The organism is Micromonospora sp. NPDC047521, from assembly GCF_055587305.1.
In genome coordinates, this window is the sequence record NZ_JBVJGN010000007.1 from 325528 (window position 1) to 350984 (window position 25457).

General features: G+C 72.5%; 19 protein-coding genes. 5 read left to right on the top strand and 14 right to left on the bottom strand.

The features are described 5' to 3' along the window. Positions 1-9: 9 nt before the first annotated feature. The 8 genes from ACZ6N8_RS18515 to ACZ6N8_RS18550 form a co-directional block, all read right to left on the bottom strand. A complete protein-coding gene (locus ACZ6N8_RS18515) occupies positions 10-2829 on the bottom strand; it encodes a helix-turn-helix transcriptional regulator (RefSeq protein ID WP_466011359.1) in 2820 nt (939 codons plus the stop codon). Between the two features lie 66 nt (positions 2830-2895). Next, the gene (locus tag ACZ6N8_RS18520) at positions 2896-3507 is read right to left on the bottom strand and encodes a TetR/AcrR family transcriptional regulator (protein WP_466011360.1); all 612 of its coding nucleotides are present in this window, start codon (positions 3505-3507) and stop codon (positions 2896-2898) included. Between the two features lie 246 nt (positions 3508-3753). Next, entirely contained in the window at positions 3754-5037 is a 1284-nt protein-coding gene (locus ACZ6N8_RS18525) for an ABC transporter substrate-binding protein (protein WP_466011361.1), read from the bottom strand. Between the two features lie 84 nt (positions 5038-5121). After that, positions 5122-6234 carry a branched-chain amino acid ABC transporter permease gene (locus ACZ6N8_RS18530; RefSeq protein WP_466011362.1) on the bottom strand — a complete coding sequence of 371 codons (1113 nt, stop codon included), beginning with the start codon at positions 6232-6234 and terminating at the stop codon, positions 5122-5124. Continuing rightward, complete coding sequence (locus ACZ6N8_RS18535) at positions 6231-7109, bottom strand: branched-chain amino acid ABC transporter permease (RefSeq protein ID WP_139586846.1); 879 nt, start codon at positions 7107-7109, stop codon at positions 6231-6233. The genes ACZ6N8_RS18530 and ACZ6N8_RS18535 overlap by 4 nt, the downstream gene beginning before the upstream one ends. A 30-nt stretch (positions 7110-7139) precedes the next feature. After that, a complete protein-coding gene (locus ACZ6N8_RS18540; protein ID WP_357987341.1) occupies positions 7140-7862 on the bottom strand; it encodes an ABC transporter ATP-binding protein in 723 nt (240 codons plus the stop codon). Beyond that, the gene (locus tag ACZ6N8_RS18545; protein ID WP_364363851.1) at positions 7859-8641 is read right to left on the bottom strand and encodes an ABC transporter ATP-binding protein; all 783 of its coding nucleotides are present in this window, start codon (positions 8639-8641) and stop codon (positions 7859-7861) included. Before ACZ6N8_RS18545 ends, ACZ6N8_RS18540 begins: the two co-directional genes overlap by 4 nt. Before the next feature lie 132 nt (positions 8642-8773). Further along, entirely contained in the window at positions 8774-9631 is an 858-nt protein-coding gene (locus ACZ6N8_RS18550; RefSeq protein ID WP_466011410.1) for an alpha/beta hydrolase family protein, read from the bottom strand. Between the two features lie 206 nt (positions 9632-9837). On the opposite strand from ACZ6N8_RS18550, the gene ACZ6N8_RS18555 reads away from it, so the two are divergent. Continuing rightward, the gene (locus ACZ6N8_RS18555; RefSeq protein WP_466011365.1) at positions 9838-12099 is read left to right on the top strand and encodes a catalase; all 2262 of its coding nucleotides are present in this window, start codon (positions 9838-9840) and stop codon (positions 12097-12099) included. Positions 12100-12190: 91 nt separating this feature from the next. Here ACZ6N8_RS18555 and ACZ6N8_RS18560 read toward each other — a convergent pair whose 3' ends face one another. Beyond that, a complete protein-coding gene (locus ACZ6N8_RS18560; RefSeq protein WP_466011367.1) occupies positions 12191-13060 on the bottom strand; it encodes an LLM class F420-dependent oxidoreductase in 870 nt (289 codons plus the stop codon). A gap of 148 nt (positions 13061-13208) precedes the next feature. On the opposite strand from ACZ6N8_RS18560, the gene ACZ6N8_RS18565 reads away from it, so the two are divergent. Genes ACZ6N8_RS18565 through ACZ6N8_RS18575 form a run of 3 tightly spaced genes read left to right on the top strand, consistent with a single transcriptional unit; the run spans position 13209 to position 16476 of the window. Next, a complete protein-coding gene (locus ACZ6N8_RS18565) occupies positions 13209-14336 on the top strand; it encodes an acyltransferase family protein (RefSeq protein WP_466011369.1) in 1128 nt (375 codons plus the stop codon). Further along, entirely contained in the window at positions 14333-15475 is a 1143-nt protein-coding gene (gene alr / locus ACZ6N8_RS18570; RefSeq protein ID WP_466011371.1) for an alanine racemase, read from the top strand. Before ACZ6N8_RS18565 ends, alr begins: the two co-directional genes overlap by 4 nt. Continuing rightward, the gene (locus ACZ6N8_RS18575; RefSeq protein ID WP_466011372.1) at positions 15472-16476 is read left to right on the top strand and encodes a D-alanine--D-alanine ligase family protein; all 1005 of its coding nucleotides are present in this window, start codon (positions 15472-15474) and stop codon (positions 16474-16476) included. Before alr ends, ACZ6N8_RS18575 begins: the two co-directional genes overlap by 4 nt. Here the strand turns inward: ACZ6N8_RS18575 and ACZ6N8_RS18580 are convergent. From ACZ6N8_RS18580 to ACZ6N8_RS18595, 4 genes are read right to left on the bottom strand one after another with little or no spacing between them, the layout of a single operon-like run. Beyond that, a complete protein-coding gene (locus tag ACZ6N8_RS18580) occupies positions 16469-17014 on the bottom strand; it encodes a hypothetical protein (RefSeq protein ID WP_466011374.1) in 546 nt (181 codons plus the stop codon). The two genes, ACZ6N8_RS18575 and ACZ6N8_RS18580, sit on opposite strands and share 8 nt — an antisense overlap. Next, positions 17011-18471, bottom strand: coding sequence for an ATP-binding protein (locus tag ACZ6N8_RS18585; RefSeq protein ID WP_466011376.1), 1461 nt, complete (start codon positions 18469-18471; stop codon positions 17011-17013). The genes ACZ6N8_RS18580 and ACZ6N8_RS18585 overlap by 4 nt, the downstream gene beginning before the upstream one ends. Next, positions 18468-19163: a response regulator gene (locus ACZ6N8_RS18590; RefSeq protein WP_466011378.1), complete on the bottom strand. Its 696-nt coding sequence runs from the start codon at positions 19161-19163 to the stop codon at positions 18468-18470. Before ACZ6N8_RS18590 ends, ACZ6N8_RS18585 begins: the two co-directional genes overlap by 4 nt. Before the next feature lie 28 nt (positions 19164-19191). Next, on the bottom strand, positions 19192-20133 hold the full coding sequence (locus tag ACZ6N8_RS18595; protein WP_466011380.1) for a phosphatase PAP2 family protein: 942 nt from the start codon (positions 20131-20133) through the stop codon (positions 19192-19194). Positions 20134-20373: 240 nt separating this feature from the next. Between ACZ6N8_RS18595 and ACZ6N8_RS18600 the strand changes: the two genes are divergently transcribed. Then, on the top strand, positions 20374-20883 hold the full coding sequence (locus ACZ6N8_RS18600) for a winged helix-turn-helix domain-containing protein (RefSeq protein ID WP_466011382.1): 510 nt from the start codon (positions 20374-20376) through the stop codon (positions 20881-20883). Between the two features lie 70 nt (positions 20884-20953). On the opposite strand, the gene ACZ6N8_RS18605 is transcribed toward ACZ6N8_RS18600, so the two are convergent. Continuing rightward, entirely contained in the window at positions 20954-25324 is a 4371-nt protein-coding gene (locus ACZ6N8_RS18605; protein WP_466011384.1) for a S8 family serine peptidase, read from the bottom strand. Between the last annotated feature and the right edge of the window lie 133 nt (positions 25325-25457).

Below are 25457 nucleotides of genomic sequence, written 5' to 3' on the forward strand. Positions count from 1 at the left end.
AGCGGATGATCACCGGTCCTGGTCGGGCCCCGGACCAGGCACCGCCACGAACGCGCGCGCCAGCTCGGTGCGGGAACGGATGCCGAGCCTGTGGAACACGTTGCGCAGGTGGTGGTCGATCGTGCGGGTGGACAGGAACATCCGGGCGGCGATCTCCCGGTTGGTGGCGCCCTCGGCGACGAGCTGGGCGATCCGCAGCTGCTGGCCGGTGAGCAGCCGTGCCGCCGGCAGAGCCGGTGGTCCTACCGACTCCCCGGACGCGCGCAGCTCCGAGGTGGCCTGATCGGCCCAGGACCCCACCCCGAGCAGGGTGAACGTCTCGCGGGCGCGGTGCAGGTGCCCACGGGCGTCGCGGGGGCGCCGGCTGCGGCGCAGCTCCCGGCCGAACAGCAGCTCGGTACGCGCCCGTTCGAACGCGCCGGCCTCCGTCGGGTGCAGCCGCAGCGCGGTCTGGAACTCCCGGTCGGCCTCCACGCTGCCCCGGGGTGCGAGCAACGCGTGACACCTGGCGGACAGCGCCCGACGCAGTGGACTGGCGGTGCTGCTGGCCCAGCGGTCGAACACCGTGAGAGCGGCAGTCGCCGCCGGGCGGTGGGCCAGGTGAGCCGCCGCCTCGACCAGGTACGGGGTGGCCATCACCTGCACCAGGACCTGCCCGCGTCCGGTGCCCAGCCGCGCCAGCGACGCCAGTCGGGTCGCCGCCTCGTCGTGCCGACCGTCGACCAGGTCGAGGACCGCAAGCGCCCACCCCGCGAGCGCGTGCGGGCGGCTGCCCGGTGTCGGCGCCTCACCGATCTCCCGGATCCACCGCAGGCTCGTGTCGCGGTCGGCCCGGACGGCGGCCAGCACGGCGAGCATGCCGAGGTGGACGTTCGCGCCATTGGTCTGACCGCTCACGCGGGCGACCCGCAGCCCCTCGCGGGACGTCTCCGCCGCCGTCTCGTGCCGTCCGAGCCAGTACTCGGCGACCGCCCGCAGCTCCAGCGCCCGGGAGAGCATGGACAGCTCGCCCCGGTCCCGGGCCAGGGCGACGGCCCGATCGGCGAGCCGGTGCGCGGCGCCGTCGACGGCGACCACCAGGCCGGCGGCCGCCGCGCAGGCGAGCGCGGTGGGGGTCAACGCCGGGCCGGTCAACCGGCCGCCCAGCACCACCGCCCGGCGCAGCGCCGGGCCGCCCCGCTCGTGATCGCCCCGCAGCGTCGCCGCCACCCCGGCGACCAGACAGTTCATCAGCTCCAGGGCCGGCGGGTCGTTCGGGCGCCGCAGCGCCGCCGCCCGGTGCCCGACCTCCGCGTACCGGTACTGGTCTCCGGCGAAGCAGACGGCCTCTCCGGCGCGGACGAGACCGGTCAACGCCTGGGCCCGGTCGGCGTCGGCGACCGAGTCGGCGGCGGCGAGCAGGGTCGCCGACGCGTCCGCTGCCGGCTCGCAGCGCAGCTCCAACTCCCCGCGCAGCAGACCGGCGCGCCCGTCGACGACCCCCGCGGGGGCGGCACGGAGGCGGTCGAGCAGCAGTCGCGCCTGATCGGGTCGGCCGGCGGTCCAGGCGTAGCGGGCGGCGGACAGCAGGCGGGCAGCGGCGTGCGCCGGATCGGCGCTGAGATCGGCGGCCCGGCGCAACGCGGCGGAGGCGGCGGACCAGTCCCGCTCCCCGTCGGCCGCGGCCTGCTCCAACTCGGCGGCGAGAGCGGGGTCGGCGCCCTCCGCCGCGGCGGCGAGGTGCATCGCCCGCCGGAGACGCCGCGTACGCGGATCGAGCGCGTCGGCGAGCAGCCGGTGCGCCGCCCGACGCTCCGCGAGCGGTGCGCTGGCCGCGACCATCGCGCGGGCCAGCGGGTGGTGGAACGTGACGCCGCCGGGCTCGACGCGGACCAGGCCGGCGACCTCCGCCGGGGCGAGCGCCTCGGCGGCGGCCCGCGCCGGCGCGCCCGGCCCGCTATCCTCGTCCAACGCGGCGAGCAGCAGCAGGCGGCGGGTGGATGGCGGCAGCCGGTCCAGCCGGGCCCGGTAGGCGCGGCCCAGCGCGCCGTCGGCCGGTGGCGCGGTGGGCAGTGACTCCTCGCCCCGCCACTGCCCAGGGGTGAGCACGTCGGCGAGATCCCCCAGGGCCTGCGGGTTACCGCCGCCGATCGCGCCGAGCGCGGCGACCACAGGCGCGGCGGGCCGCTCGGGCAGTCGGTCGGTGCCGGCGGCGTCGCCGTGCCGTCGACGCCGCAGCCGGAGCCGGTCGGCCAGGACGGCCGCGCTCTCCCGTTCGGTGAGCGGCCGGAGCCGGCACGCGGGTATCCCGTCGATGGTGGCGGCGGCGTCCGCGGTGAGCAGGACGACGACCGGCAGGCGCCGCAGGCGGCGCGCGGCGAAGGCCAGCACCCGTCCGGTCTGCGGGTCACCCAGGTCGACGTCGTCCATCGTGACCAGCAGCGGACGATCCCGGGCGGCGGCGGCGAGCAGCCCGAGCACGCCCATCGACAGCGCGAGTTGACGGGCGTCGGGGCAGTCCTCCCCGCTCAACGCCCGTCGCACCAGGTGCCGTTGCTCCCTGGGCAGGACGGCGGTGCGGTCGAGCAGCGGGTCGAGCAGGCGTTGCAGCCCGGCGTACGGCAGGGCGGCCTCCTCGGCGAGCCCGGTGCCGGCGAGCACCGTGGTGGCGCGGCCCTCGACGTGCCGGTGGGCGTGACCGACAAGGGCGGTGCGGCCCGATCCGGGCTCACCGTGCACCAGCAGGGAACCGCCGCCGTCGGTGATGCCGTCGAGCAGGCCCCGGATGGTCAGGCACTCGTCGTCCCGGCCACGCAGCACGGTTAGTTGCACTCTTGATGCAGTAACCATGCGTCCCAGTGTCACCCATCGGTAACCGGATGGAAAGAGGGGGACGAAGGCCGGCCGGGCCCGGGATCAGTCGGCCGCCACCTCGGCCAGCAGGGCACCCACCGTACGGGCCATCACCGCGCGTGCCGCGTCCACGCCGAGCCCGAGGCCGTCGCGCAGCATCGACCAGGCCGACCACATGCTCGCCGCCACCAGCGCGTTGAGCAGCTGCTCCCGCCCTCGTCCGGCCCGCGCCAGCTCGGCGGCGAACAGGTGCTCGACCTCGTCGCGGACCCGGTCGATGTGCTTGAGGCGGTTGCGGCGCAACTGCTCCGAGACCGGCTCGCGCATCTGGGCGGCCCGCGCCGACGGCGCGACGAGCTGGAGCAGCCGGGCTCGCTGCCGGCAGTACGCGTCGACCCGCTTGGCCAGCGGCAACCCGGGTGGGATCGGCCGGTAGGCGGAGTCCTGCTGGCGGAGCACCTCGGCGCCGCTCGCCTCGAACAGGGTCTCCATGTCCTTGAAGTTGGTCCAGAGCGTCCGCAGCGAGATGCCGGCCCGTTCGGCGATGCGTTCCCCGGTCGGCCGCAGGTCGCCCTCGGAGATGAGCGCGAGGTGCGCCTCGACGATGGCCGCGCGGGTGCGCTCCGCCCGGGCGGTCCGCCCGTCGACCCGCCCCGTCGCCTCGACCGTCTCCATCCGCCTTCGCCCCCTCACCGCCACGGCGTCTCCCGCCGCGTCGCCGAGTCTAGCCACGCGATGATCAGCCGGTGGCGGCCGGTGACGATGGAGCGCGGACATAAATTTGCAGCCATGGTGCGGATAGTAGGAGGGCTGATCTGTCTCGGTCAACGCCCCCCGCCGCCGCGCCGGAGCCCGCGCAGCCGTACGACCGGGTGTGGTCACGAGCGGCCACACCCGGTCGACGGCCGGTGGTACGGGTGGTCAGGAGACGGTCGGCACCCCGTTCGCGGGTGGCGCGACAGGCGCCGCGGTGTACTCCTTGACCGCGCCGTCCGCCTCGTCGGTCTCGTACGCCGGCCCGAAGTAGCTCTGCACTCCCCCACTCACCCGGCTCAGCCGCTGGCCGCCGTAGCCGGAGTGGTCGTTCGCGGAGAAGCGCAGCGGCACCAGCCCGGGGCCCTGGAAGCCGCCCTTCTGCACGGCCTCGAGCACCTTCTCCCGGGTGAGGTCCTTGCCGGCGGCGAGCAGCGCCTGCACGAACAGGTAGCCGACCGACATGCCGTAGACGGTGTTGCCGTCGAAGGGCGCGTCCCCGTTGTGCTCCTTGTTCACCTTCATGAAGAGCTGGACCCACGGGTTCGCGGTGTCGTTCTGCATCGGCAGGTAGTTGGTGCCGATCATGCCCTCCAGCAGCGGCGCGGCGGCGCCGAGTTGCTTGGCCAGGGTGGGGTGGTCGGCGCCCACGTTGGAGACCAGCCACTGCGGCTTGAAGCCCAGCCGCGCGGCGGTGCCGATGGACAGCGCCGTGAAGCCCGGAACCGTGGCGAGCACCACGACCTGGCAACCGGCCGCCTTGAACGCGCCGATCTGCGGCGCCACGTTGGTGTTGCTGGTGACGTACGTCTGTTTGACCGCCACCGCACCGGCGCCCAGGACCTTCTCCACGCCGACCAGGCTGTCCCGGCCGAAGTCGTCGTCCTGGCCGAGGAAGCAGACCTTCTGTCCGGCCAGGTTCGCCTTCGCGTAGTTGGCGAGGATCTTGCCCTCCACCGTGTAGTCCGGGTTGAACCCGAACGTGCCCGGATACTTGTCCGGCTGGTCCCAGCTGCGGCTGCCGGAGGCGACGAACAGGTCGGGCACCCGGTTGCTCTTGAGGAAGTCGAGCACGCCCGTGTGCGTCGGCGTGCCGAGGCCGTTGAGGATGGCGAAGACCTTGTCCTGGAGGACGAGCTGGCGGACCACCTGCTGGGTGTTCGCCGGGTTGTAGCCGTCGTCCATGATCTTGTAAGTGATCTTGCGACCGTGCACGCCGCCGGCCGCGTTGACGTAGTCGAAGTACGCCTTCGTCGCCGGAGCGATCTTGGAGTATCCGGCCGAGGCCGGCCCGGTCAGCGGCATGTGGGTGCCGACGACGATCTCGGTGCCGGTGACGCCCGGCACCGCTGCCCCGCCGGGGCCGGAACCGTCGTCACTGCAAGCGGCGGCGGCGACCAACAGGGCTATGGTGCTGGCGATCGCGAGACCGCGTTGTGCCGTACGGTGCATGAGGAACACCGACCTTTCTCGGTCCGGTTCTGTCGGGAACGGTGTGGTGGTGGGGCGCCCGGCCGAGGCCGGGCCGGAAACAGCTCAGGAATGCCGGGCCGACCAGCGGGCCAGCAGTGCCCGGCCCAGACGAGACAGCAGGCCCTGCACACCGCCGGGGGCGGCGATCATGACGACGATCAGGGTGAGTCCGAAGATCGCCAGGGGGAGGTTGCCCTCCAGCCGTTGGGCCACCGCGGGCGAGAGCGTGAGCAGCTCCGTCGCGGAGTGGGTGAGATCGGGCAGGGCCACGAGCAGCACGGCCCCCCACAGGGCGCCGGTCAGCCGACCGAGACCACCGATCACGACTGCCATCAGCAGGAACAGCGACAGGGTCAACGAGAACGCGCCGGGCGACACGCTCTGCGCCAGCACCGCCAGCAGCGCGCCGCCGAGACCGGCGGTGGCGGCGCTGACCACGAACGCGAGGACCTGGGTACGGGCCACGTGGATGCCGGCGAGGCGCGCGGCCACCTCGTCGTCGCGGACGGCCCGGAAGGTACGCCCGTACCGGCTGCGGATCAGGTTGGCCAGCAGCAGCAACGCGAGCAGGGTCGCCGCGCCGGTCAGCCAGAGCTGCCACCGCTCGTAGGGGAAGTACGGGCCGAGCGACGCCGGCGGCGGCTCCACAGGCACCGACAGGCCCTGCTCGCCGTTGAGGACACCGTCGAAGGTCACGGCAAGCGCCGGCACGACGACGGCCACGGCGAGCGTGACCCCGGCCAGGTAGGGGCCGCGCAGCCGGGCAGCGGCCACGCCGACCACCGCGCCCACCGCGACAGTGCTGACGATCGCCGCGCCCAGCGACAGCGGCAGCAGCCAGCCGCCGGTCATCCCCCGGTCGGCGAACGCGTTCTGGCACAGGGCCACGGTGTACGCCCCGACGGCCATCAACGCCCCGTGCCCGAGCGAGAGCTGACCGTTGAGCCCGGTGAGGACGGTCAGGCCGGCGGTCGCGCAGAGGTAGGCGGCCACCGTGGCGAGCTGGAAGTTGCGGAACGGCTCGACCGTGTAGCTGACCGCCACCAGCAGCACCCCGACGGCGAGCACGACGGCGAGGTGACGCAGCAGGGTGGAGCCGCGGCGCCGGTCGGCCGGTCGGTCACCCGGCTCGGCCGGGCGGTGTCTCGGCGGCAGGACCGCCCCGGTGGCGCTCACACCCGCCTCGCCGCGACCGGGGCGAACAACCCGCCGGGCCGGACCAGCAGCACCGCCAGCAGCAGGACCAGCACCGCCAGGGGCGTGAGGTCACTGCCGGCGTACCCGCTGACGTACGAGAGCAGCAGGCCCACCACCAGCCCTCCGACCACCGCCCCCGGTGGACTGTCCAACCCGCCGACCACCGCCGCGGTGAACGCCGAGACGAACACCAGGTCCATGGCGTGCGGATGCAACCCCAGCTCGGTCGGGATGACAAGCATGGCGGCCAGCGCGCCCACCCCGGACGCCAGCGCCCAGCCGAGCGTCAACATGCCACCGACGTTGACCCCGAGCAGGCGGGACACCTCCGGCGCGAAGGCCGCAGCGCGCATCCGCAGACCGACAGGGGTACGGGCGAACATCCAGGCCAGCCCACTGACCACCACCCCGATCGTGGCGAAGACGAACAGGTCGTACGGCGACAGCACCGCGACCCCGCCCACGGTGAGGGCCGAGCGGGAGAACGGCGTCTCGGCAGGGCGGAACTCGTTGCCGTACACCATGCCCAGCACGGCCTGGATCAGCAGCACCAGCCCGAGCGCGACGATCACCGGGTTGAGCGGTGAGGCGTGGTCGACGTGCCGCATCACGACGCGGTCCACCACCGCGCCCAGCAGCAGCCCGGCGACGATCGCCACGCCGAAGCCCAACCAGTACGAGCCGGTCGCGGCGGACACCGAGTAGGCGACGTACGCGGCGGCGACGGCCATCGCGCCCTGGGCGAAGTTGACGACCCGTGCCGCCCGCCAGATGAGCACCAGGGCCAGCGCGAACGCGGCGTACACCGCGCCCCGGGACAGGCCGTCGACGGTGAGGAAGACGAAGCGGTCCAACAGTCCTCCTTTCCGGGGACGAGGTGGTGGTCAGAAACCGAGGTACGCGTGGCGCAGGTCGACGTCGTCGCGCAACCTGGCCGCCGGGGCGGCGACGACGACCCGGCCGAGGGACATCACGACGCCCTGGTCGGCGACGGCGAGCGCGCTGCGGACGTTCTGCTCGACCAGGAGCACGGTCAGGCCGGTCCGGTCGCGCAGTTGCCGCAGCAGGGCCATCGTCCGGGCGACCACCCGGGGCGCCAGGCCGAGCGACGGCTCGTCGAGCAGCAGCAGTCTCGGCCGACCGACAAGCGCCCGGCCCAGCGCGAGCATCTGCCGTTCGCCGCCGGAGAGCTGGTGCCCGAGATGCCGGCGGCGGCGGGCGAGCGGCTCGAACAGCTCGTACACCTCGTCGAGGGCGCGGCCCGCGTCGGCCCGGTCACGCCGCCACAGCCCGCCGAGGCGCAGGTTCTCGTCGACGGTCAGCTCGCTGATCACGCCCCGCCCCTCCGGCACGTGCGCCATGCCACGCCGGACGAGCTGCTCCACGGGCGTACCCCGCAGGTCCTCCCCGGCCAGGACCACCTGACCGGCGCTCGGGCGGATCATGCCGGAGAGCGCGCGCAGCAGGGTGGTCTTGCCGGCGCCGTTGGCGCCGACGACGGCGGCGATCGTGCCCGCCGGGATGGTGAGGTCGACGGCCCGCAGCACCGGCGCGGCTCCGTAGCCGGCCACCAGGCCACGCACCACGAGCAGATCCGGCGCGCTCATAGGGCCTCCTCGACCAGGGCGCCCAGATAGGCGTCGGTAACCGCCGGGTCGTCGCGGATCTCGTCCGGGGTTCCGGCGGCGATCACCCGACCGAAGTCGAGCACCACCAGTTCGTCGCAGACAGCCATCACCAGGTCCATGTGGTGTTCCACGAGCAGCACCGCGCACGGGTCGTCGTCGCGCCGGGGCAGCTGGCGGACCAGCTCGGCCAGCTCGGCGATGTCGTCGGCGCCGAGACCGCCGGCGGGTTCGTCCAGCAGCAGCAGTCGGGGCCGCGCGGCGAGCGCGCGGGCCAGGGCCACCCGCTGGCGTACGGCGAAGGGCAGCGTGCCCGGCGCGGCGTCGGCGTGCTCGGCGATGCCCAGGCTGTCGAGGATGTCCAGGGCCTCCCGACGCAGTCGCCGCTCGTCGCGGTCGCTGGCCGGCAGGCCGAACAGCGCCGCCGCGAATCCCGCACGCGCGGTGTGCGAGGCGCCGGTCAGCACGTTCTCCAGCACGGTGAGCCCGGCGAACAGTCCGGTCCCCTGCAGGGTCCGGGCGATGCCGAGCCGGGTCAGCCGGTGCGGCCGGGGCCGCAGCGGCCGGCCGTCGAGGGTCAACGAACCGGTGTGCGGCGCGACGAAACCGCAGATCACGTTGAACAGCGTGGTCTTGCCGGCGCCGTTGGGACCGATGACGCCCACCACCCGGTTGGGTGGCACGCGCAGCGAGACGTCGTCGAGGGCGGTGAGGCCGCCGAAACGGACGCCGATCTGGTGCAGTTCGAGGCCTCGCTCCATCACCCATCCCTCTGCCGTGGCGGGTGTTATTTACACTCGCAGTGTACGTTTCTTGGGAATTGCGTCAAGACCTTCGATGATCGGACGCGGACGGGGCGGCCGCCCGCCGGCGGCCGCCCCGAAACCCCACGGTCAGGCGCTGGGGCAGGTGTTGCGGTACTCCTCGATCTGCGAGCCGCTCGGCCCCGGGCAGAGGAACTGCTCGTAGCGGGTGTCGTCGTCGACGAACCGCTTCAGCCAGGCCACCATCTGCCGCGCCGTCGGCGTGTTCACCGTCTGCGGGAAGAAGTGGCTCGCGCCGTTCAGCTCCAGGTAGGCCTTCTCGGCCGAGGCCGGGATGCTCGTGTAGAACGGCACCGAGTGCGACGCGACCGGGGCGACGCTGTCGCTCTCCCCACCGATGATCAGCGTCGGCACCCGCAGCTCGGACCAGCTCTTGTCCAGGTTCCACGGCGCCAGCGGCACCGCGGCCTGCAACGACGGCCGAGCCGAGGCCGCCTCCAGGCTGCCCCCGCCGCCCATCGAGTGACCGGCCACTGCGAGCCGGCTGCTGTCGATCCGGCTGCGCACCGAGCTGCGCTCGGTGAGGTAGTCCAGCGCGGCGAGCAACTGCCGGCCACGGCTGTCCGGCTGGTCCAGCCGGGTGTTGGTCTCGATGCCGATCACCACGAAGCCGTGCGAGGCGATCCGCGGTCCGAGCCAACTGATGCTGGACCAGGCGGCGGTGTAGCCGGGCGAGATGGCGATGGCGCCGAAGGTGCCCTCGCTGGTGCTGGTCGGGTAGTAGATGACGCCGCCGCCGAAGCCGGTGACGCTGAGCGAGGACACACTCTGCGACGCGGTGGCGAAGGGGCCGCGGCTGGCCTCCAGGATCGCGGTGGTCGGGTCGGGGCCCCGCTCGTACGGGCTGTCAGCCTGGGCGACGCCGGACGGGCCGGCCAGGACGGCGCCGGCGACCAGGGCGGCGGCGAAGCCGAGCCGGGCTGCCATGGAACGGGGACGGGTGGTGGTTGGTGAGGACACGTCGGGCGCTCCCTAGGGTCGAGGGATATCGACGTGTGTCAGTTTTGGCCGCACCGCCGGTCCGCGCATCGGTGAAATCACCAGTCCTGCGGCATGGATTGCGTTTTGACCCCCTGGCCGGGGGTAGCAGGGCAAACGCCCGCTCGTAAGCGCTCCATGGAGGGGTTCGTCCAGTGGATTCCAGCAAGCCCGCCGAGGCTGTCAAGAACGTCGTGAAGACCGCCTCAGAGAAGATCGCCGACGCGTTGACGCCGGAGGTGCCCGGCGCGCCCGGAAGTGCGCCGCCGACGATCGATGAGCCGACTGCCCCGCACGACCCCCTGCCGCCGAAGCCGGAACAGGGTGCGCCGCAGACGCGTACGCCCACCGGTGCCGAGACCGGCGCGCCGACGACCGCGAACGGTCAGCAGGGCGCCTGGCTGACCACCGCGAACGGCGCGCGGCTGCGCGACACCGACCACTCGCTCAAGGCCGGACCCCGCGGCCCGGTCCTGCTCCAGGACCACCACCTGCGCGAGAAGATCACCCACTTCGACCACGAGCGCATCCCGGAGCGTGTGGTGCACGCCCGTGGCGCCGGCGCGCACGGTGTCTTCACCGCGTACGGCACCGCCGAGGCGGTCACCCGGGCCGGCTTCCTGAAGAAGGGACGCGAGACCGAGGTCTTCGTACGGTTCTCCACGGTCCTCGGCTCGCGCGGATCGGCCGACACCGTCCGCGACACCCGCGGCTTCGCCACGAAGTTCTACACCGACGAGGGCACCTTCGACCTCGTCGGCAACAACATGCCTGTCTTCTTCATCCAGGACGCGATCAAGTTCCCGGACATCATCCACGCCGGGAAGCCGCACCCGGACCGCGAGATCCCCCAGGCGCAGAGCGCCCACGACACGTTCTGGGACTTCGTCTCGCTGCACACCGAGGCCCAGCACCACACCATGTGGAACATGTCCGACCGGGGCATCCCCCGCTCGTACCGGACCATGGAGGGCTTCGGCGTCCACACCTTCCGCCTCGTCAACGAGGCAGGTGAGACGGTGCTGGCCAAGTTCCACTGGAAGCCCAAGCTCGGCGTGCACTCCCTGACCTGGGAGGAGGCGCAGATGCTCAACGGCATCGACCCGGACTTCCACAGGCGCGACCTCTACGACGCCATCGAGGCCGGCGCGTACCCGGAGTGGGAGCTCGGCATCCAGGTCTTCCCGGACACCCCCGAGGAGACCTTCGCCGGCATCGACCTGCTGGACCCGACCAAGATCGTGCCGGAGGAGCTGGCGGAGGTGCAGCCGATCGGACGGCTGGTCCTCAACCGGACGCCGACGAACTTCTTCGCCGAGACCGAGCAGGTCGCCTTCCACCTCGGGCACCTGCCGCCCGGCATCGACGTCACGAACGACCCGCTGCTCCAGGGCCGGCTCTTCTCGTACCTCGACACGCAGCTCACCCGCCTCGGCGGGCCCAACTTCTCGCAGATCCCGATCAACCGCCCGCACGCCGCGGTGAACGACATGCTGCGCGACGGCTTCCACCAGCACGCCGTGCACGCGGGCGTGGCGCCGTACCGCCCGAACTCGCTGGACGGCGGCAACCCGTTCCCGGCCGGCGACGCCGAGAACGCGTTCGTCGACGTGCCGGTGACCGTGGCACAGGCGCCGAAGGTGCGCGCCAACCCGGCCTCCTTCGACGACCACTACAGCCAGGTCCGCCTCTTCTGGCTGAGCATGTCGCCCGTGGAGCAGGAGCACATCATCCGCGCGTACACCTTCGAGCTGGGCAAGTGCTACCACCAGGCGATCAAGGAACGCCAGCTGCAGAGCCTGGCCAACATCGACCCGGTGCTGTGCGCGCAGGTCGCCACCGGCCTGGGTCTGCCCGCGCCGCAGCCGACCGTGCCGCTCGCCGACGTCGCGCCCAGCCCCGCGCTGTCGCAGGTCGGCCGGGAGTGGCCCACCGACGGCCGTACCGTGGGCATCGTCGTGGACCCGGACGGTGACCTGGACGACCTCGGTCAGGTCCAGCGGGCCATCTTCGAGGCCGGCATGGTGCCGCTGCTGATCGCCCCGCACGGCGGCATGGTGGGCGGCCTGCCGGTGCAGCGCACCTTCGCCACCGGCCGGTCCGTCGAGTTCGACGCGCTCCTGCTGGCCGGCGCGCCGGCACCCGCGCCGGACGCGATCCCGGCCCGCGACGCCAAGGCGGGCCGGCCGGGCCCGGCGACCGTGGACCCGCGCGTGCTGCTCCTGGTCGAGGAGTGCTGGCGGCACGTCAAGGCGATCGGCGCCTGGGGCGCCGGCGTCACGGTGCTGGAGCAGGCAGGCGTGGCCGGCACTCCCGGCATCGTCACGGCGGGCTCCGGCACCGAGGCACTGACCGCGGTGCAGCAGTTGATGGCCGCGCACCGGGTGTGGGAACGGTTCCCGGCCACGGTGGCCTGACACCGTCGGACGTACACGAGGGCTGACCTCCCCCACCTGGGGAGGTCAGCCCTCGGTGCTGCGCCGACCGACGCGGCACGGCCGGCAGCCGTCAGCCGATGGCGGCCAGTCGAGGCAGGACCTCGTCGCCGAGCCGCTGCGCGAACTCCACCGGGTGCCGGTCCGGCGTGACCTGGACCTCGCTCACCCCGAGCGCCGCGTAGTCGGCCACCTCGGCGAGGAACCCGTCGAGATCTTCCAACGGCGGCCGGGACGCCAGCACGGTCTTCTCGATGCTGTCGTAGTCGCGGCCCTCGGCGGCACAGTGCCCCCGCAGCACCTCCAGCTTGTGCGCCACCCCCTGCGCGCCGGTACCGAACAGGTTGCAGGCGTCGGCGTACCGGGCGACCAGCAGCAGCGTCTTCTTCTCGCCACTGCCTCCGATCATGATGGGCGGGTGCGGACGGCTCAACGGCTGCGGCGAGTTGATCGTCTCGGTGAGCTGGTAGTGCCGCCCCTCGAACGGCCCGTTGTCGTCGCTCCACATCTGCCGGCAGATGCGCAACGTCTCCTCCAGCCGCTCGAAACGCTCGGCCACCGGCACCACGGGCACACCGAGACCGCGCTGCTCCCGCTCGTACCAGGACGCCCCGATGCCGAGCCGCGCCCGACCACCGGAGAGCACGTCGAGGGTCGTCACGGTCTTGGCGAGCAGCCCCGGATAGCGGTACATCACGCCGGTGACCAGTACACCCAGCGTCATCCGCCGCGTCCTGCCGGCCACGAAACCCAACGTCGTGTACGCCTCCAGCATCGGTTCCTCGGCCGGGGCCATCGCCTCCATCTGGAAGAAGTGGTCCATCACCGTGAAGGACGCCACCCCGGCCTGTTCGGCGATGGTGGCGGCCTCGGCGAGGGTCGGCGCGATGGCAGCCGGATCGGCCGGAGTCGAGTAGTTCCAGTAGTGCAGCCCGAGCTTCATGTTCGGCACCTCCGTACCCGAGCCTAGTGAGACCGCGTGGGTGGCGCGCGCCGCCGGGACGACGCGCCGAGCCGGCCGGCGACGGCCATTACCTGTTCATGACAATTCGTGGATCACGCGCGGATATCCGGCTGACACCGTCGGTCGGGTGATCCGAGGAACGACTGCCACCGTCGACCGGCCCGACGCCGCGAGAGTCCGGTCCCACCGCCGCAGCGGGACCGGCCCGGCCGCCGGAGCGCCGCGACGGGCCCAGTGGGCCGACGCCGCGAAGGGCGTCTGCATCATCCTTGTCGTCCTGTGGCACGTCGTCGTGAAGGACTACCTGGGGGTCGACTGGCACATCGGCGTCCCGGTGCCCGGCCTGTGGGGGGCGTTGGGCGAGCAGTTCCTGCCGCTGCGGATGCCGCTGTTCTTCACCATCTCCGGGGTCTTCGCGGCGAACGCCGTCCAGCGGCCGTGGCGGGTCCTCGCCCGCGGCCGGGTCGCCGGTTTCCTCTACCTGTACGCCATGTGGCTGCTGATCCACACAGTGGTCCTCGCCGTGGCGCCGGACTTCCCGACCGACCGGGCCACGTCCGTCCTCGGTCTGCTGGAGCAGCTCACCGTCACGCCCTCCAACCTCTGGTACCTGTACGCCCTGGCGCTCTACTTCACCCTGGCGAAGGCGACCCGTACGGTGCCTCGCCTGCTGGTGGTCGTACCCGCCGGGGTGCTGTCCGCGGTCGCCGCCGCCGGCCTGCTGGAGACGCCTGGTAACCGGGCGGGCCTGTACCAGAACCTGGTCTTCTTCCTGGCGGGCCTGTACCTGCGGCCGCAGATCGAGCGGTGGGCGGGCACCGCCACCCGGCGCCGGCTCGTCCTGACCTCGGGCGCCTACTGTCTCGCGCTCGTCGCGATGGCGGTGGCCGGCGCCCAACGGTGGTGGGGTGTGTGGCCGCTGGTGTCCGTCTTGGCTGTCGCGTTCGGTGTCACCGCCGCCGCGCGGTTGGAGCGGTGGCCCACCCTCAGCGGTCGGCTCGCCACGCTCGGCCGGGTCACGCTGCCCGTCTACGTCATCCACATGCCCGTCCTGGCGGTGCTGCACCGGTTGCTGCACGGGCCGGTCTCCGGGCTGGGGGATGTCGGCCAGGGGCTGATCGTGCTCGGCTACCCCGTCGTGCTGACAGGTGTCGTGATCGGCACGAGTCTGGCACTTCATCGGGGCCTGCTGGCGGTACGCGCGGGCTGGCTGTTCGCCCTGCCCGGGACCCGTCGGGTGGAGCCGGCCCGATGAGCGCGTTGGCGCGGGCGTCCGTCGACCTCGGTGCCATCGCCGGGAACGTGCGGATCATCGCGGCGGTCACCGGCACCGACCTGATGGCGGTGGTGAAGGCCGACGGATTCGGCCACGGCGCGGTCCCGGTCGCCCGGGCGGCCCTGCGCGCCGGCGCCGGCTGGCTGGGCGTGACCTCGGTGTCCGAGGCGTTGGCGCTGCGCGACGCGGGCATCACGGCCCCGACGCTGAGCTGGCTGCACCGCCCCGAGGACGACTTCGCCTCGTTGATCGCGGCCGGCGTCGACGTCGGCGTGTCGACGACCACCCACCTGCACGCGGTCGCGGCGGCGGCGCACCGGCTGGGCGCGCCAGCGCTTGTGCAGCTCAAGGCCGACACCGGCCTGGCCCGCAACGGGGCCGGCGGCGACGACTGGCCCGAGCTGGTCGGCTGGGCCCGCAAGTACGAGGTGGAGGGCTCGGTCCGGGTACGCGGCGTGTGGTCCCACCTGGCCGACGCGGACGTGCCGGGCAGTCCCGCCCTGGCCCGGCAGGTGGCGAGCTTCGAGGAGGCGCTGCGGGTTGCCCGTGGCGCCGGCCTCGACCCCGAGCTGGTGCACCTGGCCAACTCGGCGGCCGCGCTGTCGGCGCCGGCCACCCGGTACGACCTCTGCCGGATCGGGCTCGCCCTCTACGGCGTGGACCCGTTCGGCGCGACCGGTCCCGGGACGTTCGGACTGCACGCCGCGATGACGCTGCGGACCACTGTGGTCAACGTCAAGCGGGTGCCGGCCGGCACCGGCGTCTCCTACGGACCGGAGTACGTGACAGGCGCCCCGACCACACTGGCGCTCCTGCCTGTCGGCTACGCCGACGGGCTGACCAGGGCCGCCGAGGGCCGTGCCGCCGTGTGGCTGGGCGGTCGGCGGTGCCCCGTCGTCGGGCGCGTCGCCATGGACCAGTGCGTCGTCGACGCCGGGGACCTGACCGTGTCGATCGGCGATCCGGTGGTGGTGTTCGGCCCCGCCGACGGTGAGCGGACCCCACCGACTGTCGGCGAATGGGCCCGGTGGGCCCGCACCAACCCGCACGAGATCTTGACCGGCATCGGGGCCCGGGTGGCCCGCGATCACCACCACGAAGGGGCAACGAGTTCATGACAACCCGACTGGCACTGCTGTACGGCGGGCAGAGCGGCGAGCACGAGGTGTCCCGCCGGTCGGCGGCGAGCATCCTCGCCGGGCTGGACCGCGACAGGTACCAGGTCACCGAGGTGCTCATCGGCCGCGACGGCGGCTGGCACGTCGACGGCCGCGCGACGCCGCTGCCCCACGCGCTGCGGGTGCTGCGCGCCCAGGACGTGGTCTTCCCGGCCCTGCACGGCCCGTACGGCGAGGACGGCACAGTCGCGTCGCTGCTGGAGTGGCTCGGCGTGCCGTACGTCGGCAACGGGGTCTTCGCCAGCGCGGCCGGCATGGACAAGGGTGTCACCAAGCGGCTGCTCGCCGTGGAGGGCCTGCGGGTCAGCCCCGGGGTGACCCTGCGCCCCGGCGAGGATCTGACGGCGACCGACCGGGGGCGGCTTGACCTGCCGGTGTTCGTGAAGCCGGCGCGGGCGGGTTCCAGCCTGGGCGTGGTGAGGGTGACCGACTGGGCGGACCTGCCCGCCGCGCTGGAGCGGGCCCGCGCGGTCGACCCGAAGGTGCTGATCGAGCAGGGAGCGCGCGGGCGGGAGATCGACGTCGCCGTCCTGCAACACCCCGACGGCCGGGTGCAGGCCGGCCCGCCGCTGGAGATCCGGGTGAGCGGGACGGGCTTCTTCGACTACGACGCGAAGTACGACGGTGGGGCCGTGTTCCAGATCCCCGCCCCGCTCGACGCGGCGACGACCGGAGTGCTCCAGGACCGGGCGATCCGTGCCTTCCACGCCCTGGACTGCCGGGGCCTGCTGCGCGTCGACTTCTTCCTGCCCGAGCACGGGTGGCGCGAGCCCATCGTGAACGAGGTGAACACCTTCCCCGGCTTCACCACGGCGTCCCAGTACCCGCAGATCTGGCAGCGGGCGGGACTGGGGTTCGCCGACCTGCTCGACATCCTGGTCGACGGCGCGTTGGCCGACCACGGCCGGGCCCGACCCGGGACGGTCGTCCCGGTCACTTGATCGAGCAGGGCTGGGCCGGTCGGGCGCCGTCGGACCCGACGATGGTGACGGGGACGAAGTACTCCGCCTGACCGGCCTGCGCGGCGGCGTCGGCCACCGTGCAGATGATCTGGTCGGCCGCGTCGGTCGACAGGGGACGCACCCGACCCTCCACCGTCACGGTGAGGCCGTCCGGTCCGCCCGACACCGCCGCCGGAGAGCCCGGTGCGGCACCTGTCGGCGGCGCGGAGGGAACCCGGCGCAGACCCGCCGGCACCTCGCTGGTGAACCCCTGGCGTCGTTCGTTCTCGTTCGGACCCGCCAGGAGCAGGGCCAGCGACGCCTCGGGCGACGGTGTTCGGTCCGGTTTGGCCGCACGGACGACAACCGCGACCTGCCCGCGCCACAGCAGGTAGAGCCGGATCCCCTGGGACGCGCCGGACTGCGCCGGGCGGCCCTCGATGACCTCGCTGGGTCGTACCCCGCAGCCCGCCACGAGCAGCGTGAGCAGGAGTCCGCCGGTGAGCAGCGGCCGGACCACCGCCCGTCGCGCCGTCACCGGGGTTCCCCGGTGACGTCCGCCGCCACCCGGGGCAGCCGGAGGGTGAACACCGCGCCTCCGTTCGGGGCGTTGCCGGCGGTGAGGCTGCCCTGCTGCCCCGGGGCGCGGTGCAGTCGCGCGTTCTCCCACGCGATGGCGAGGCCGAGACCGCTGCCCTCGGAGCGGGTCCGCGCGGTGTCGGCCTTGTAGAAGCGGTCGAAGACGTGCGCCAGCACCTCCGGTCGCAGACCCGGCCCCTCGTCGGCGACCTCGATGGTGAGCCAGTCCGGCTCGGCGCGCAGGAGCAGGGACACCGGCTCGGCGCCGTGCCGGAAGGCGTTGCCGACCAGGTTGGCGACGATGACGTCCAGTCGGCGGGGATCGAGGCGGGCCACGACACCGGGCGGCAGGTCCGCGCGCACCCGGTCGGTCCAGCCGCGCAGCCGCAGGGTCGCGGTCACCGCGGCGGCCACGTCGACGTCGTCGAGAGCGAGCCGGGCGGTGCCCGAGTCGAACCTGCTGACCTCGATGAGGTCGTTGACCAGCTGGGTGAGGCTCTGCGTCTCCTGGCTGACCAGTCGCGCGGCCCGACCGGCGTCCCCGGGCAGCCGGTCGGCCTCCTCGTCCAGCACGTCGGTGACCGCCGTCATCGCGGCCAACGGCGTACGGAGTTCGTGCGACACGTCCGCCACGAAACGGCGCGCGTCGGCTTCCATCCGGCGCAGCTCGCCGACCTGCCGTTCCAGGGTCGCCGCGGTGTCGTTGAAGGTCCGCGCCACGTCGGCCAACTCGTCGGCGCCCCGCACCGACAGTCGCGTCGTCAGGCGGCCCTCGCCCAGACTGCGCGCCGCGCGCCCCAGTTCGCGTACCGGACGCAGCACACCCTGGGCCGCCAGCAGGGCCAACAGGACGGCGAGCACGAGGGAGAGCCCGCCGGTCAGCCAGGCCAGCGTGGCGAGCCTGTCGATGCTCTGCTGCTCGGGGGCGAGGCTGCGCACCGAGTAGACCTCCAGGCCGGACGGCAGCGACGCGCCGTCGGGTCGGTCCAGCTCCAGCTGGGTGCCGATGAGCAGCACCGGTTCGCCACCGACCGAGACGCGTTGCCAGGCCACCACGCCGTCGCGGACCGCCTGGCGCAGCTGCGGGGTGATCAGGTCGGGCGCTTCGGAGCCCTGCGCCCGCATGTCCCGGTACACGACCACGGCGTACCCCTCCCGGTCGGACAGGCGCTGGGCCAGCGTGTCGAGATCGTCCTGGGTGGGCGGAAGTTGACGCACTGGGTAGAGCTGGGCGAGTTGGTCGGTCAACGACATCACCGCGGCGTCCTGCGCCTGTTGGAGGATGACCGTCCGGGCCTGGAAGTAGCTGCCGCTGGCCACCACGGCCGTGGTGGTGACGCCCAGCAGGACGAAGGCCAGCAGCAGCCGTACCCGCAGGCCGAACGCGCGCGCGTCGGCCCAGCGCCGCCACGTCACAGCGGTCCGAACCGGTACCCGAAGCCGCGGACGGTCTGGATGTACACCGGCGCGGACGAGTCGTCCTCGATCTTGGCGCGGACCCGCTGCACGCAGGCGTCCACGAGCCGCGAGTCGCCGAGGTATCCGTGCTCCCACACGGCCTCCAGCAACTGCTGGCGGCTCAGCACCTGCCCGGGGGTGTGGGACAGTTCGAGAAGCAGGCGCAGTTCCGTCGGGGCGAGGCTGACCGGCGCCCCGTCCTTGCTGACCACCAGCGCGGCACGGTCGATGCGCAGCGCGCCGTGCTGCTCCGGCCCGGACCGGTCGCCACCGCCGCGCCGCGACTCGCCGGCGGTCCGGCGCAGCACCGCGCGGATGCGTGCCTCCAGGACGCGCGCCTGCACCGGCTTGACCACGTAGTCGTCGGCCCCCGCCTCCAGGCCCGCGACCACGTCCATGTCGTCGTTGCGCGCGGTCAGCATGATGATCGGCAGGTCGCCGAGCCGGCGGATCCGGCGGCAGACCTCGAACCCGTCCATCCCGGGCAGCATCAGGTCGAGCACCACGACGTCGGCCGAGCCCCCGCGCAGCCGTTCCAGCCCCTGCTCACCGGTGGCGACGGCGTCGACCGTGTGACCCTGACGGGTCAGCGCCAGCTGCAGTCCGTCACGCACCGTCTGGTGATCTTCGATCAGCAGGACCTGGGACATGTCACCAAGTATCGCATCATGAATGGGTTTAGCCTTTCGTCGATCGGTTCACCGGCCGGGCGAGGTCGACCGACCGCAGCAGGTACACCGCCGACCCCACGGCCAGGACGATGGGTACGGCCACCGCCAGGACGGCGACGAGCGCCCCGGGCGGCAGCGCCGCCCGCAGGCCGGGCACCACCAGCAGGAGCACGCACCCCAGAGCGAGCAGGCCGACCACCCCCTCGGTGAGCCCGGGCCGGACCGCGCCCGCGCCGGCGGCACCGGGCGCGGACCGGACAGCACCGGGCCGGCCGGCCAGCACGGCCGCGGCCAGACAGAACAGCGCGACCCCCAGCAGGACGCCGCCGAGCGCGTCGCTGAACCGGTGCCAGCCCGCGATCATGGTGGCACCGGCGATCACCGTGACACCCGCCGCGCCCGGCAACGCCAGCCACCACCGCGCCCGGGCGGGCAGGACCAGCAGGAACGCGAGCAGCAGGGTCATCGCCACCGCCACGTGACCACTGGGAAAGCTGTTGTGGGTGGTGGAGGTCTCGACCTGGAGATCCGGGCGCAGCAGCGCCGACTTCGTCGCGCCGGCGACCAGCACCGCGCAGACGACGGTGACCACACCCGCGAGGCCGGCCAGCAGACGCCGGCCGACGAGACCCACCAGCAGCACCGCGCCGAGCAGGCCGGCCAGCGTCGTCGTCCTACCGAACGCGGCCAGCACGCTCCGGGCCGGGTCGAGCAGGGTGCTCTGCTGCGCGTACCCGCCGCCGCTCTCCGCACGCGGCAGGAGCAGCCCGTCCAGCCACTGACCGGGGTACGTCCAGACGAAGAACGCGCCGGTGAGCGCCAGGCCGAGCAGTGCGCACACGGCGGCGGCGAGCAGCCTCGGGCTCGACGACAGGGCCGCGCGGGTGTCGGGCAGCGGCGGCGGGCCGGGAGTCGCCCGACCGACGGAGTACGACGATCCGATGGACATGTCGAGCATGCTCGTCCCGGCAGGTGCCGGTGTCGTCCGCGGATTGTCTTCGTTCTGTCACAGTTTCCGGCTGCGCCGGCACCGGCGTCGCGGCCGGGCCTCAATTCACATGCTTACATGCAACTATGTTTTACCCAGCCGAGACGCACCACCACTAGGGTCAAGACGCCGATCGATGTGGGCGATCGGTGATGCGGGAACACCATCCGGAGTGAGCTGGAACCGGAAGGGGTGGAGAACATGCCCGGAATTCCGGTCGCCTCCCTGGTCATCGGCATCGCGTCCTCGCCGGCCGAACGCCGACAACTGGCGCGACTGCTCGGCGGGAGCGACGCCTTCCTGATCGTGTCGAACGTCGACCAGGCGCGGGAGTTCCTCGGAGTGGTCGAGATGCCTCCCGTCGCACCTCCCCCGGCCCGGGCCGTCCTCGCCGACGCGACGCCGAGCCAGCCGCCGCCACCACCGGCCGACCTGATCGTCGACTCCGACCGCCGGGTGGTGCGGTGGCGGGACAAGGAGATCGACCTGACCCGGCTGGAGCACGACGTCCTGCTCTGCCTCGTCCACGCCCCCGGGCAGGTGTGGACGTACGAGCGGCTGCACCTCGAGGTCTGGGGCAACCGCCACCTCGGTCGCGGGTCGGACATGCACTCGGTGGTCCGGCGGGTACGCCGCAAGCTCGCCCGGCTGAACGCGACAGCGACGATCCACGCGGTGCGCGGGGTCGGCTTCCGGCTCGCCCCCGTCTGATCCCCGGCGCGGTCCGGCCCGCCTGGTCGTCGACCAGGCGGGCCGGGATCGGTGTGCTACCGCTCAGTTGTCAGCACCGCACGGGCGCCAACCCGAAGTTCTCCACGGTGGGCGTGGTGGTGTCGATCCTCGTCTGACGGGTCTGGGGCTTCCAGCCGTCCTTGGCGACGATCATCGTGAGCGGGTTGTTGCGGCGGTCCACCCAGTGGGCGTACCGGCCCTGGGCGTCGGTCGTGAAGGTCCACGACATGGCCCACGAGTCGACCTGGACCAGCGCACCGGCGATCGGTGCGGACGCGCCCTGACAGCTGGTGCCGGTGACCGTACCCATCAGCTTGCCCCAGGTCTTCGGAGGGTTCGCCGTCATGGTGACCTCGACCGGCGCCACCGAGTAGGGCGTGTTCTCCCTGATCGTGACCGCACCGGAGTACGTGCCCGGCTGGTCGACGTTCGCCGTCATCCCGACGGTGACCGTGACCTTCGCTCCCGGAGCGAGGGTGACTGTCGACTTGTCGATGGTCATCCAGCTGACGTCGGCCGCCGCCTCGGCGCAGCCCTCGAAGCCCGGCAGCACCTCGCTGTCCGGCGCGGCGTTGAAACTGCCGGACGAGCCGCCGATCTTGTAGAAGCCGCACGCCGCAGCACCGCGGTAGCGGGCCGTGTTGGCGTTCGGCAGGTTGGACCACGAACCGACGGCCGGGTCGAAGGCGAAGCCCGCGTTGCTGATGGCCCCACCCTGCGAGCCACCGACGACGAGGAGCTTGCCGTTCGCGACCGCGTACGAACTGGCCCAGTTGTCGACCGGAGCGTCGGCGACGGCGGTCCAGGTGTTGGCACCCGGGTCGTACGCGTAGCTGGCCTTCTGCGCTGCGGAGCCGTCGTTGCCACCCGTGCAGTAGACGACGCCGTCGATCCCACCGCAGGAGGCGAAGGCCACCGACTTCGGGTAGTTGGCGAGCGTCTCCCAGCTGTCGCTGGCCGGGTTGTACCGCACGACGCTGTTCGACATCGGCAGGCATTCCGCAGTGGTGCAGCCGCCGATGGCGTACAGCTTGCCGTCGGCGACGGCCTGCCCGGCGGCGGCGCGCGGCGCCGGGTTGTCGGCCAGCTCCGTCCAGGTGTTCGCACCCGGGTCGTACGACCAGGTGGCGGCGTCGGGGCCCTCGTCGCCCCAGCCGCCGGTCGCGATGATCTTCCCACCGATGACGCCCACGGTCAGGGCGTTGCGGGCGCCGGGAAGGTCGGCGATCGCCGTCCAGGTCTGCGCGACCGGGTCGTAGGCGTAGTTCTTCGTGGTGGAGGCGTTTCCGTCGCCACCGCCGATCGAATACACCTTGCCGTCCAGGTTGACCACCCGGTTGTCCATGATGTTCGCCGGGAAGTCGGTGATGTCGGTCCACGGCGCGGCCTGCGGTCCGTCCGCGGCGACCGCCGCGGTGGCCGCCTTGCCGGACGCCCTGGCGGCGACCGAGGTCGCGACCTTGAGCCGCTGCTCCGGCGCACCGCTGCCGCCGAGCACCTGCGCCCTGGTGACGGTGGACCCGTCCGCCCGCAGGAGTTCGAATCCGTTGTCACGCTCACCGAACCCGACCTCGACGGGCGCGCCGCCGGTGTTGGTCACCGTGAACGTCCTGCTGGCCTTGCCGGTGGGCATCTGGAGCGTCGCGCTGAGCTTCGTCGGCGTCACCGACAGCCGGCCGGCCGCGAGCTGGAAGTTCGCGGCGGTCGCCCAGTCGGCCTCCACGTCCACCTGCTTGGTCTGGCTGACGTAGTTGCCTGCCGACGCGGTGAACGGGTGGGTGCCGGTGAGCGTCGAGTAGATCCAGTAGAAGCCGTCGGGCAGCCCCGGGTCGTCCGGGGTCGCCACGGTGACGGCCTTCTCCGCCGGCCGGTCCTTGCTGGTGACTGTCGCGCCGTTGACGTAGCTGCTGTCGTTCTTGTCGCGGACGTTGCCGACGACCAGCCCACCGTCGACCGGCACACAGGTGACCTGGCTGCCGATCAGGACGTTGTCGACCTCCCACCACCACTCGTACGAGGCGTCGTAGTAGTGGAAACGGACCTGGACCTGGGCCTTGCCCGCCGCCTGCGGGATCGGGATCTCGGTCACCCTCGGCCCCCGGACGTCGGTCTCCTGGCGGAGCACGTTCGTCCAGGTGGCGCCACCGTCGATGCTCAGGTCGACGTCGGCGGTGTCCTCGTCCAACTGGTTGAAGTCCTGGTTGAAGCGGATGACCGGGGCCGTGACGGCGGTCAGGTCGACCACCGGGCTGACCAGCGAGGTGTCCTGGCTGGTGCCCGCGCCGTAGTCGTCACTGTCGATCATGGCGAAGTTGCCGCTGCCGCCGGTCAGGTTGCCCCGGCCGCCGTCGTCGGTGAACTTCCAGACCTGCCCGCTGCCCGCGTTGTCCACCACCGTCCAGCCGGCCGGCGTGGTCGTGCCGTCGAAGGTCTCGTACTCACCGTCGGACCCGAAGGTGTAGCCGGGCGCGGTCGTGCAGGTGGTGGTGTCCACCGGCACGGCGACGTTGGCGGTGGTGTTGCCCGAGCCGACCACCACCTGCTTGGTGACGGTCTGGTAGCCGGGGTACTGCGGCTCGTACTTGAGGGTGTACGTCTGCCCGGCCGGCAGCTTGATGCTGTAGCGGCCGTTCGACGGGGTGGTGTAGTCGTAGACGCCCGAGACGCCCGTCACGGTGACCTTCGCGTACAGCGGCCACCCGTGTCCGGAACCGTCGGTGACGGCGCCTGTGACGTTGACGCTCGGCACCGGCGTGAGCGCGACGGTGAGTGTCGTGGTCGCGCCGTCGGTGACCGTGGCCGTCCTGGTCGCGGCGCCGTAGCCGAACGCCGCCACGGCGACCTGGTACTCGCCGGTCGGGAGCTGGGTCGAGAACTTTCCGTCCGCCCCGGTGGTGATCTCCCGGGCGGTCGGGCCGGTGAGCGTCAGCGTCGCACCGGCGATCGGGGCGCCGGTGGCCGCGTCGGTAACCGTGCCGGCCAGCGTGCCGATGTCACCTGTGGGCGCGGCGTTGAGCAGCGCGAGCGCGTCCAGCAGGCCCTCGCCGTAGACGTTGTTGTCGGCCGCCGTGCCGCCACACTGGGTGTCGGACTTGTCGACCGCGGCGCCGTTGAGCAGCGCCCGGGTCGCGGTGACATCACCGACAAGCGACGGCGCCGCCGAGTACAGCAGCGCGATCGCGCCCGCCAGGTGCGGCGCGGCCATCGAGGTGCCGCTGATGCTGCCGTAGGCACTGCCCGGGATGCTCGACCGGATGTTCACGCCCGGAGCCGAGATGTTGGGCTTGATCTCGCCGTTCTGCCCGGCGCCCCGGCTGGAGAACCCGGCGATGTTGTTGTTGATGTCGTACGCGCCGGTCGAGTAGTTGCTGACCAGGCTGCCCGGCGAGCCACTGGTCTGGCAGGCCGGCCCGCTGTTGCCGTTGGACCAGACGCCGAAGATGCCCGAGGCGGCCCAGGCCAGCGTCACGTCCTCCATGAAGGGCTCGTTGGACGGGTCCCGCGTACCCCACGAGTTGTTGATGATGTTCGGACGCTTACTGGCGTCCGGGTTCTGGCCGGTGAGGTCGGTCGGCTCCAGCATCCACTGGCCGGACTCGACGAGCGCGGCGTCGCTGGGGCAGCAACCGTTCGCCGCGATCCACTTGACCCCTGGCGCGACACCGATCTGGTTGGCTCCGGCGGAGCCGGCCATGGTGCCCATCGTGTGCGTGCCGTGTCCATCGTTGTCACAGGGGGCGGCAGTACACGTTCCGGCGGCGTCGAACCAGTTGTAGTTGTGGTCGAACGTGCCGTCGCCGTTGTTGCCCCGGTAGGAGTTGACAAGCGCCGGGTGGTCGAACTGGACGCCGGTGTCGATGTTGGCGATGGTGATGCCCTCGCCCCTGACCCCGTACTGGGACCAGACGTCGTCGGCGTTGATGTTCGCGACACCCCACTCCAGGGCGTTCACTGTCTTCTCGTCGGTGCCCTTGACGGTCTCGGGGACCTTGTAGGCGACCGGGGCGTAGAGGCCCTCCACCTCCGCGTGGTTGGCGAACTTCTGCGCCATCGCCAGCGAGCCGCTGCTGACCTTGATGGCGTTGGTAGCCCAGAAGGTCTGGTACTTCGCCCCCGAGCCGTCCAGTTCGGCGCGGACCCGGCCCTGGCTCTCGGCGGCCGTCTTGCGCAGCGCGTCCGCGACGGCGGTGCCCCGCTTCGCCCAGTCCTTGACGGCGCTGGCCTTGCTCAGGTCCGCCCGGTCCTTGAACCGGATCCAGAAGTCCCCTTCGCTCTTGGCCTGGAGCTGCTTGGCGAGGTCCGGACGGATCTTGTCGCCCGGCGCGGTGCCCACGCCCATTGCACCGGGCGCGGCCTGCGCGCCCGAGCCGATACTCGCCAGACATGTGGCGGCGAGGATCATCGCCGCGCCGGCGCTCACCAGTGATCTGGCCGAGCGTCTCCATTGTGGACGTCTGAACATCGGTGCTGCCTCCCTCAGAACGACCCAGGGTGAAGATGGGCCATGGTGGACCTCCCCCATGCACCGCGCGGGTCACGCCGGTTGCCCGAGT

Excerpts from the sequence above, each read along its gene's own strand:
- ACZ6N8_RS18515 (WP_466011359.1), bottom strand. The coding sequence starts at position 2,829 with ATGGTTACTGCATCAAGAGTGCAACTAACCGTGCTGCGTGGCCGGGAC.
- ACZ6N8_RS18520 (WP_466011360.1), bottom strand. The coding sequence starts at position 3,507 with ATGGAGACGGTCGAGGCGACGGGGCGGGTCGACGGGCGGACCGCCCGG.
- ACZ6N8_RS18525 (WP_466011361.1), bottom strand. The coding sequence starts at position 5,037 with ATGCACCGTACGGCACAACGCGGTCTCGCGATCGCCAGCACCATAGCC.
- ACZ6N8_RS18540 (WP_357987341.1), bottom strand. The coding sequence starts at position 7,862 with ATGAGCGCGCCGGATCTGCTCGTGGTGCGTGGCCTGGTGGCCGGCTAC.
- ACZ6N8_RS18545 (WP_364363851.1), bottom strand. The coding sequence starts at position 8,641 with ATGGAGCGAGGCCTCGAACTGCACCAGATCGGCGTCCGTTTCGGCGGC.
- ACZ6N8_RS18550 (WP_466011410.1), bottom strand. The coding sequence starts at position 9,631 with ATGGCAGCCCGGCTCGGCTTCGCCGCCGCCCTGGTCGCCGGCGCCGTC.
- ACZ6N8_RS18560 (WP_466011367.1), bottom strand. The coding sequence starts at position 13,060 with ATGAAGCTCGGGCTGCACTACTGGAACTACTCGACTCCGGCCGATCCG.
- alr (WP_466011371.1), top strand. The coding sequence starts at position 14,333 with ATGAGCGCGTTGGCGCGGGCGTCCGTCGACCTCGGTGCCATCGCCGGG.
- ACZ6N8_RS18575 (WP_466011372.1), top strand. The coding sequence starts at position 15,472 with ATGACAACCCGACTGGCACTGCTGTACGGCGGGCAGAGCGGCGAGCAC.
- ACZ6N8_RS18590 (WP_466011378.1), bottom strand. The coding sequence starts at position 19,163 with ATGTCCCAGGTCCTGCTGATCGAAGATCACCAGACGGTGCGTGACGGA.
- ACZ6N8_RS18595 (WP_466011380.1), bottom strand. The coding sequence starts at position 20,133 with ATGTCCATCGGATCGTCGTACTCCGTCGGTCGGGCGACTCCCGGCCCG.
- ACZ6N8_RS18600 (WP_466011382.1), top strand. The coding sequence starts at position 20,374 with ATGCCCGGAATTCCGGTCGCCTCCCTGGTCATCGGCATCGCGTCCTCG.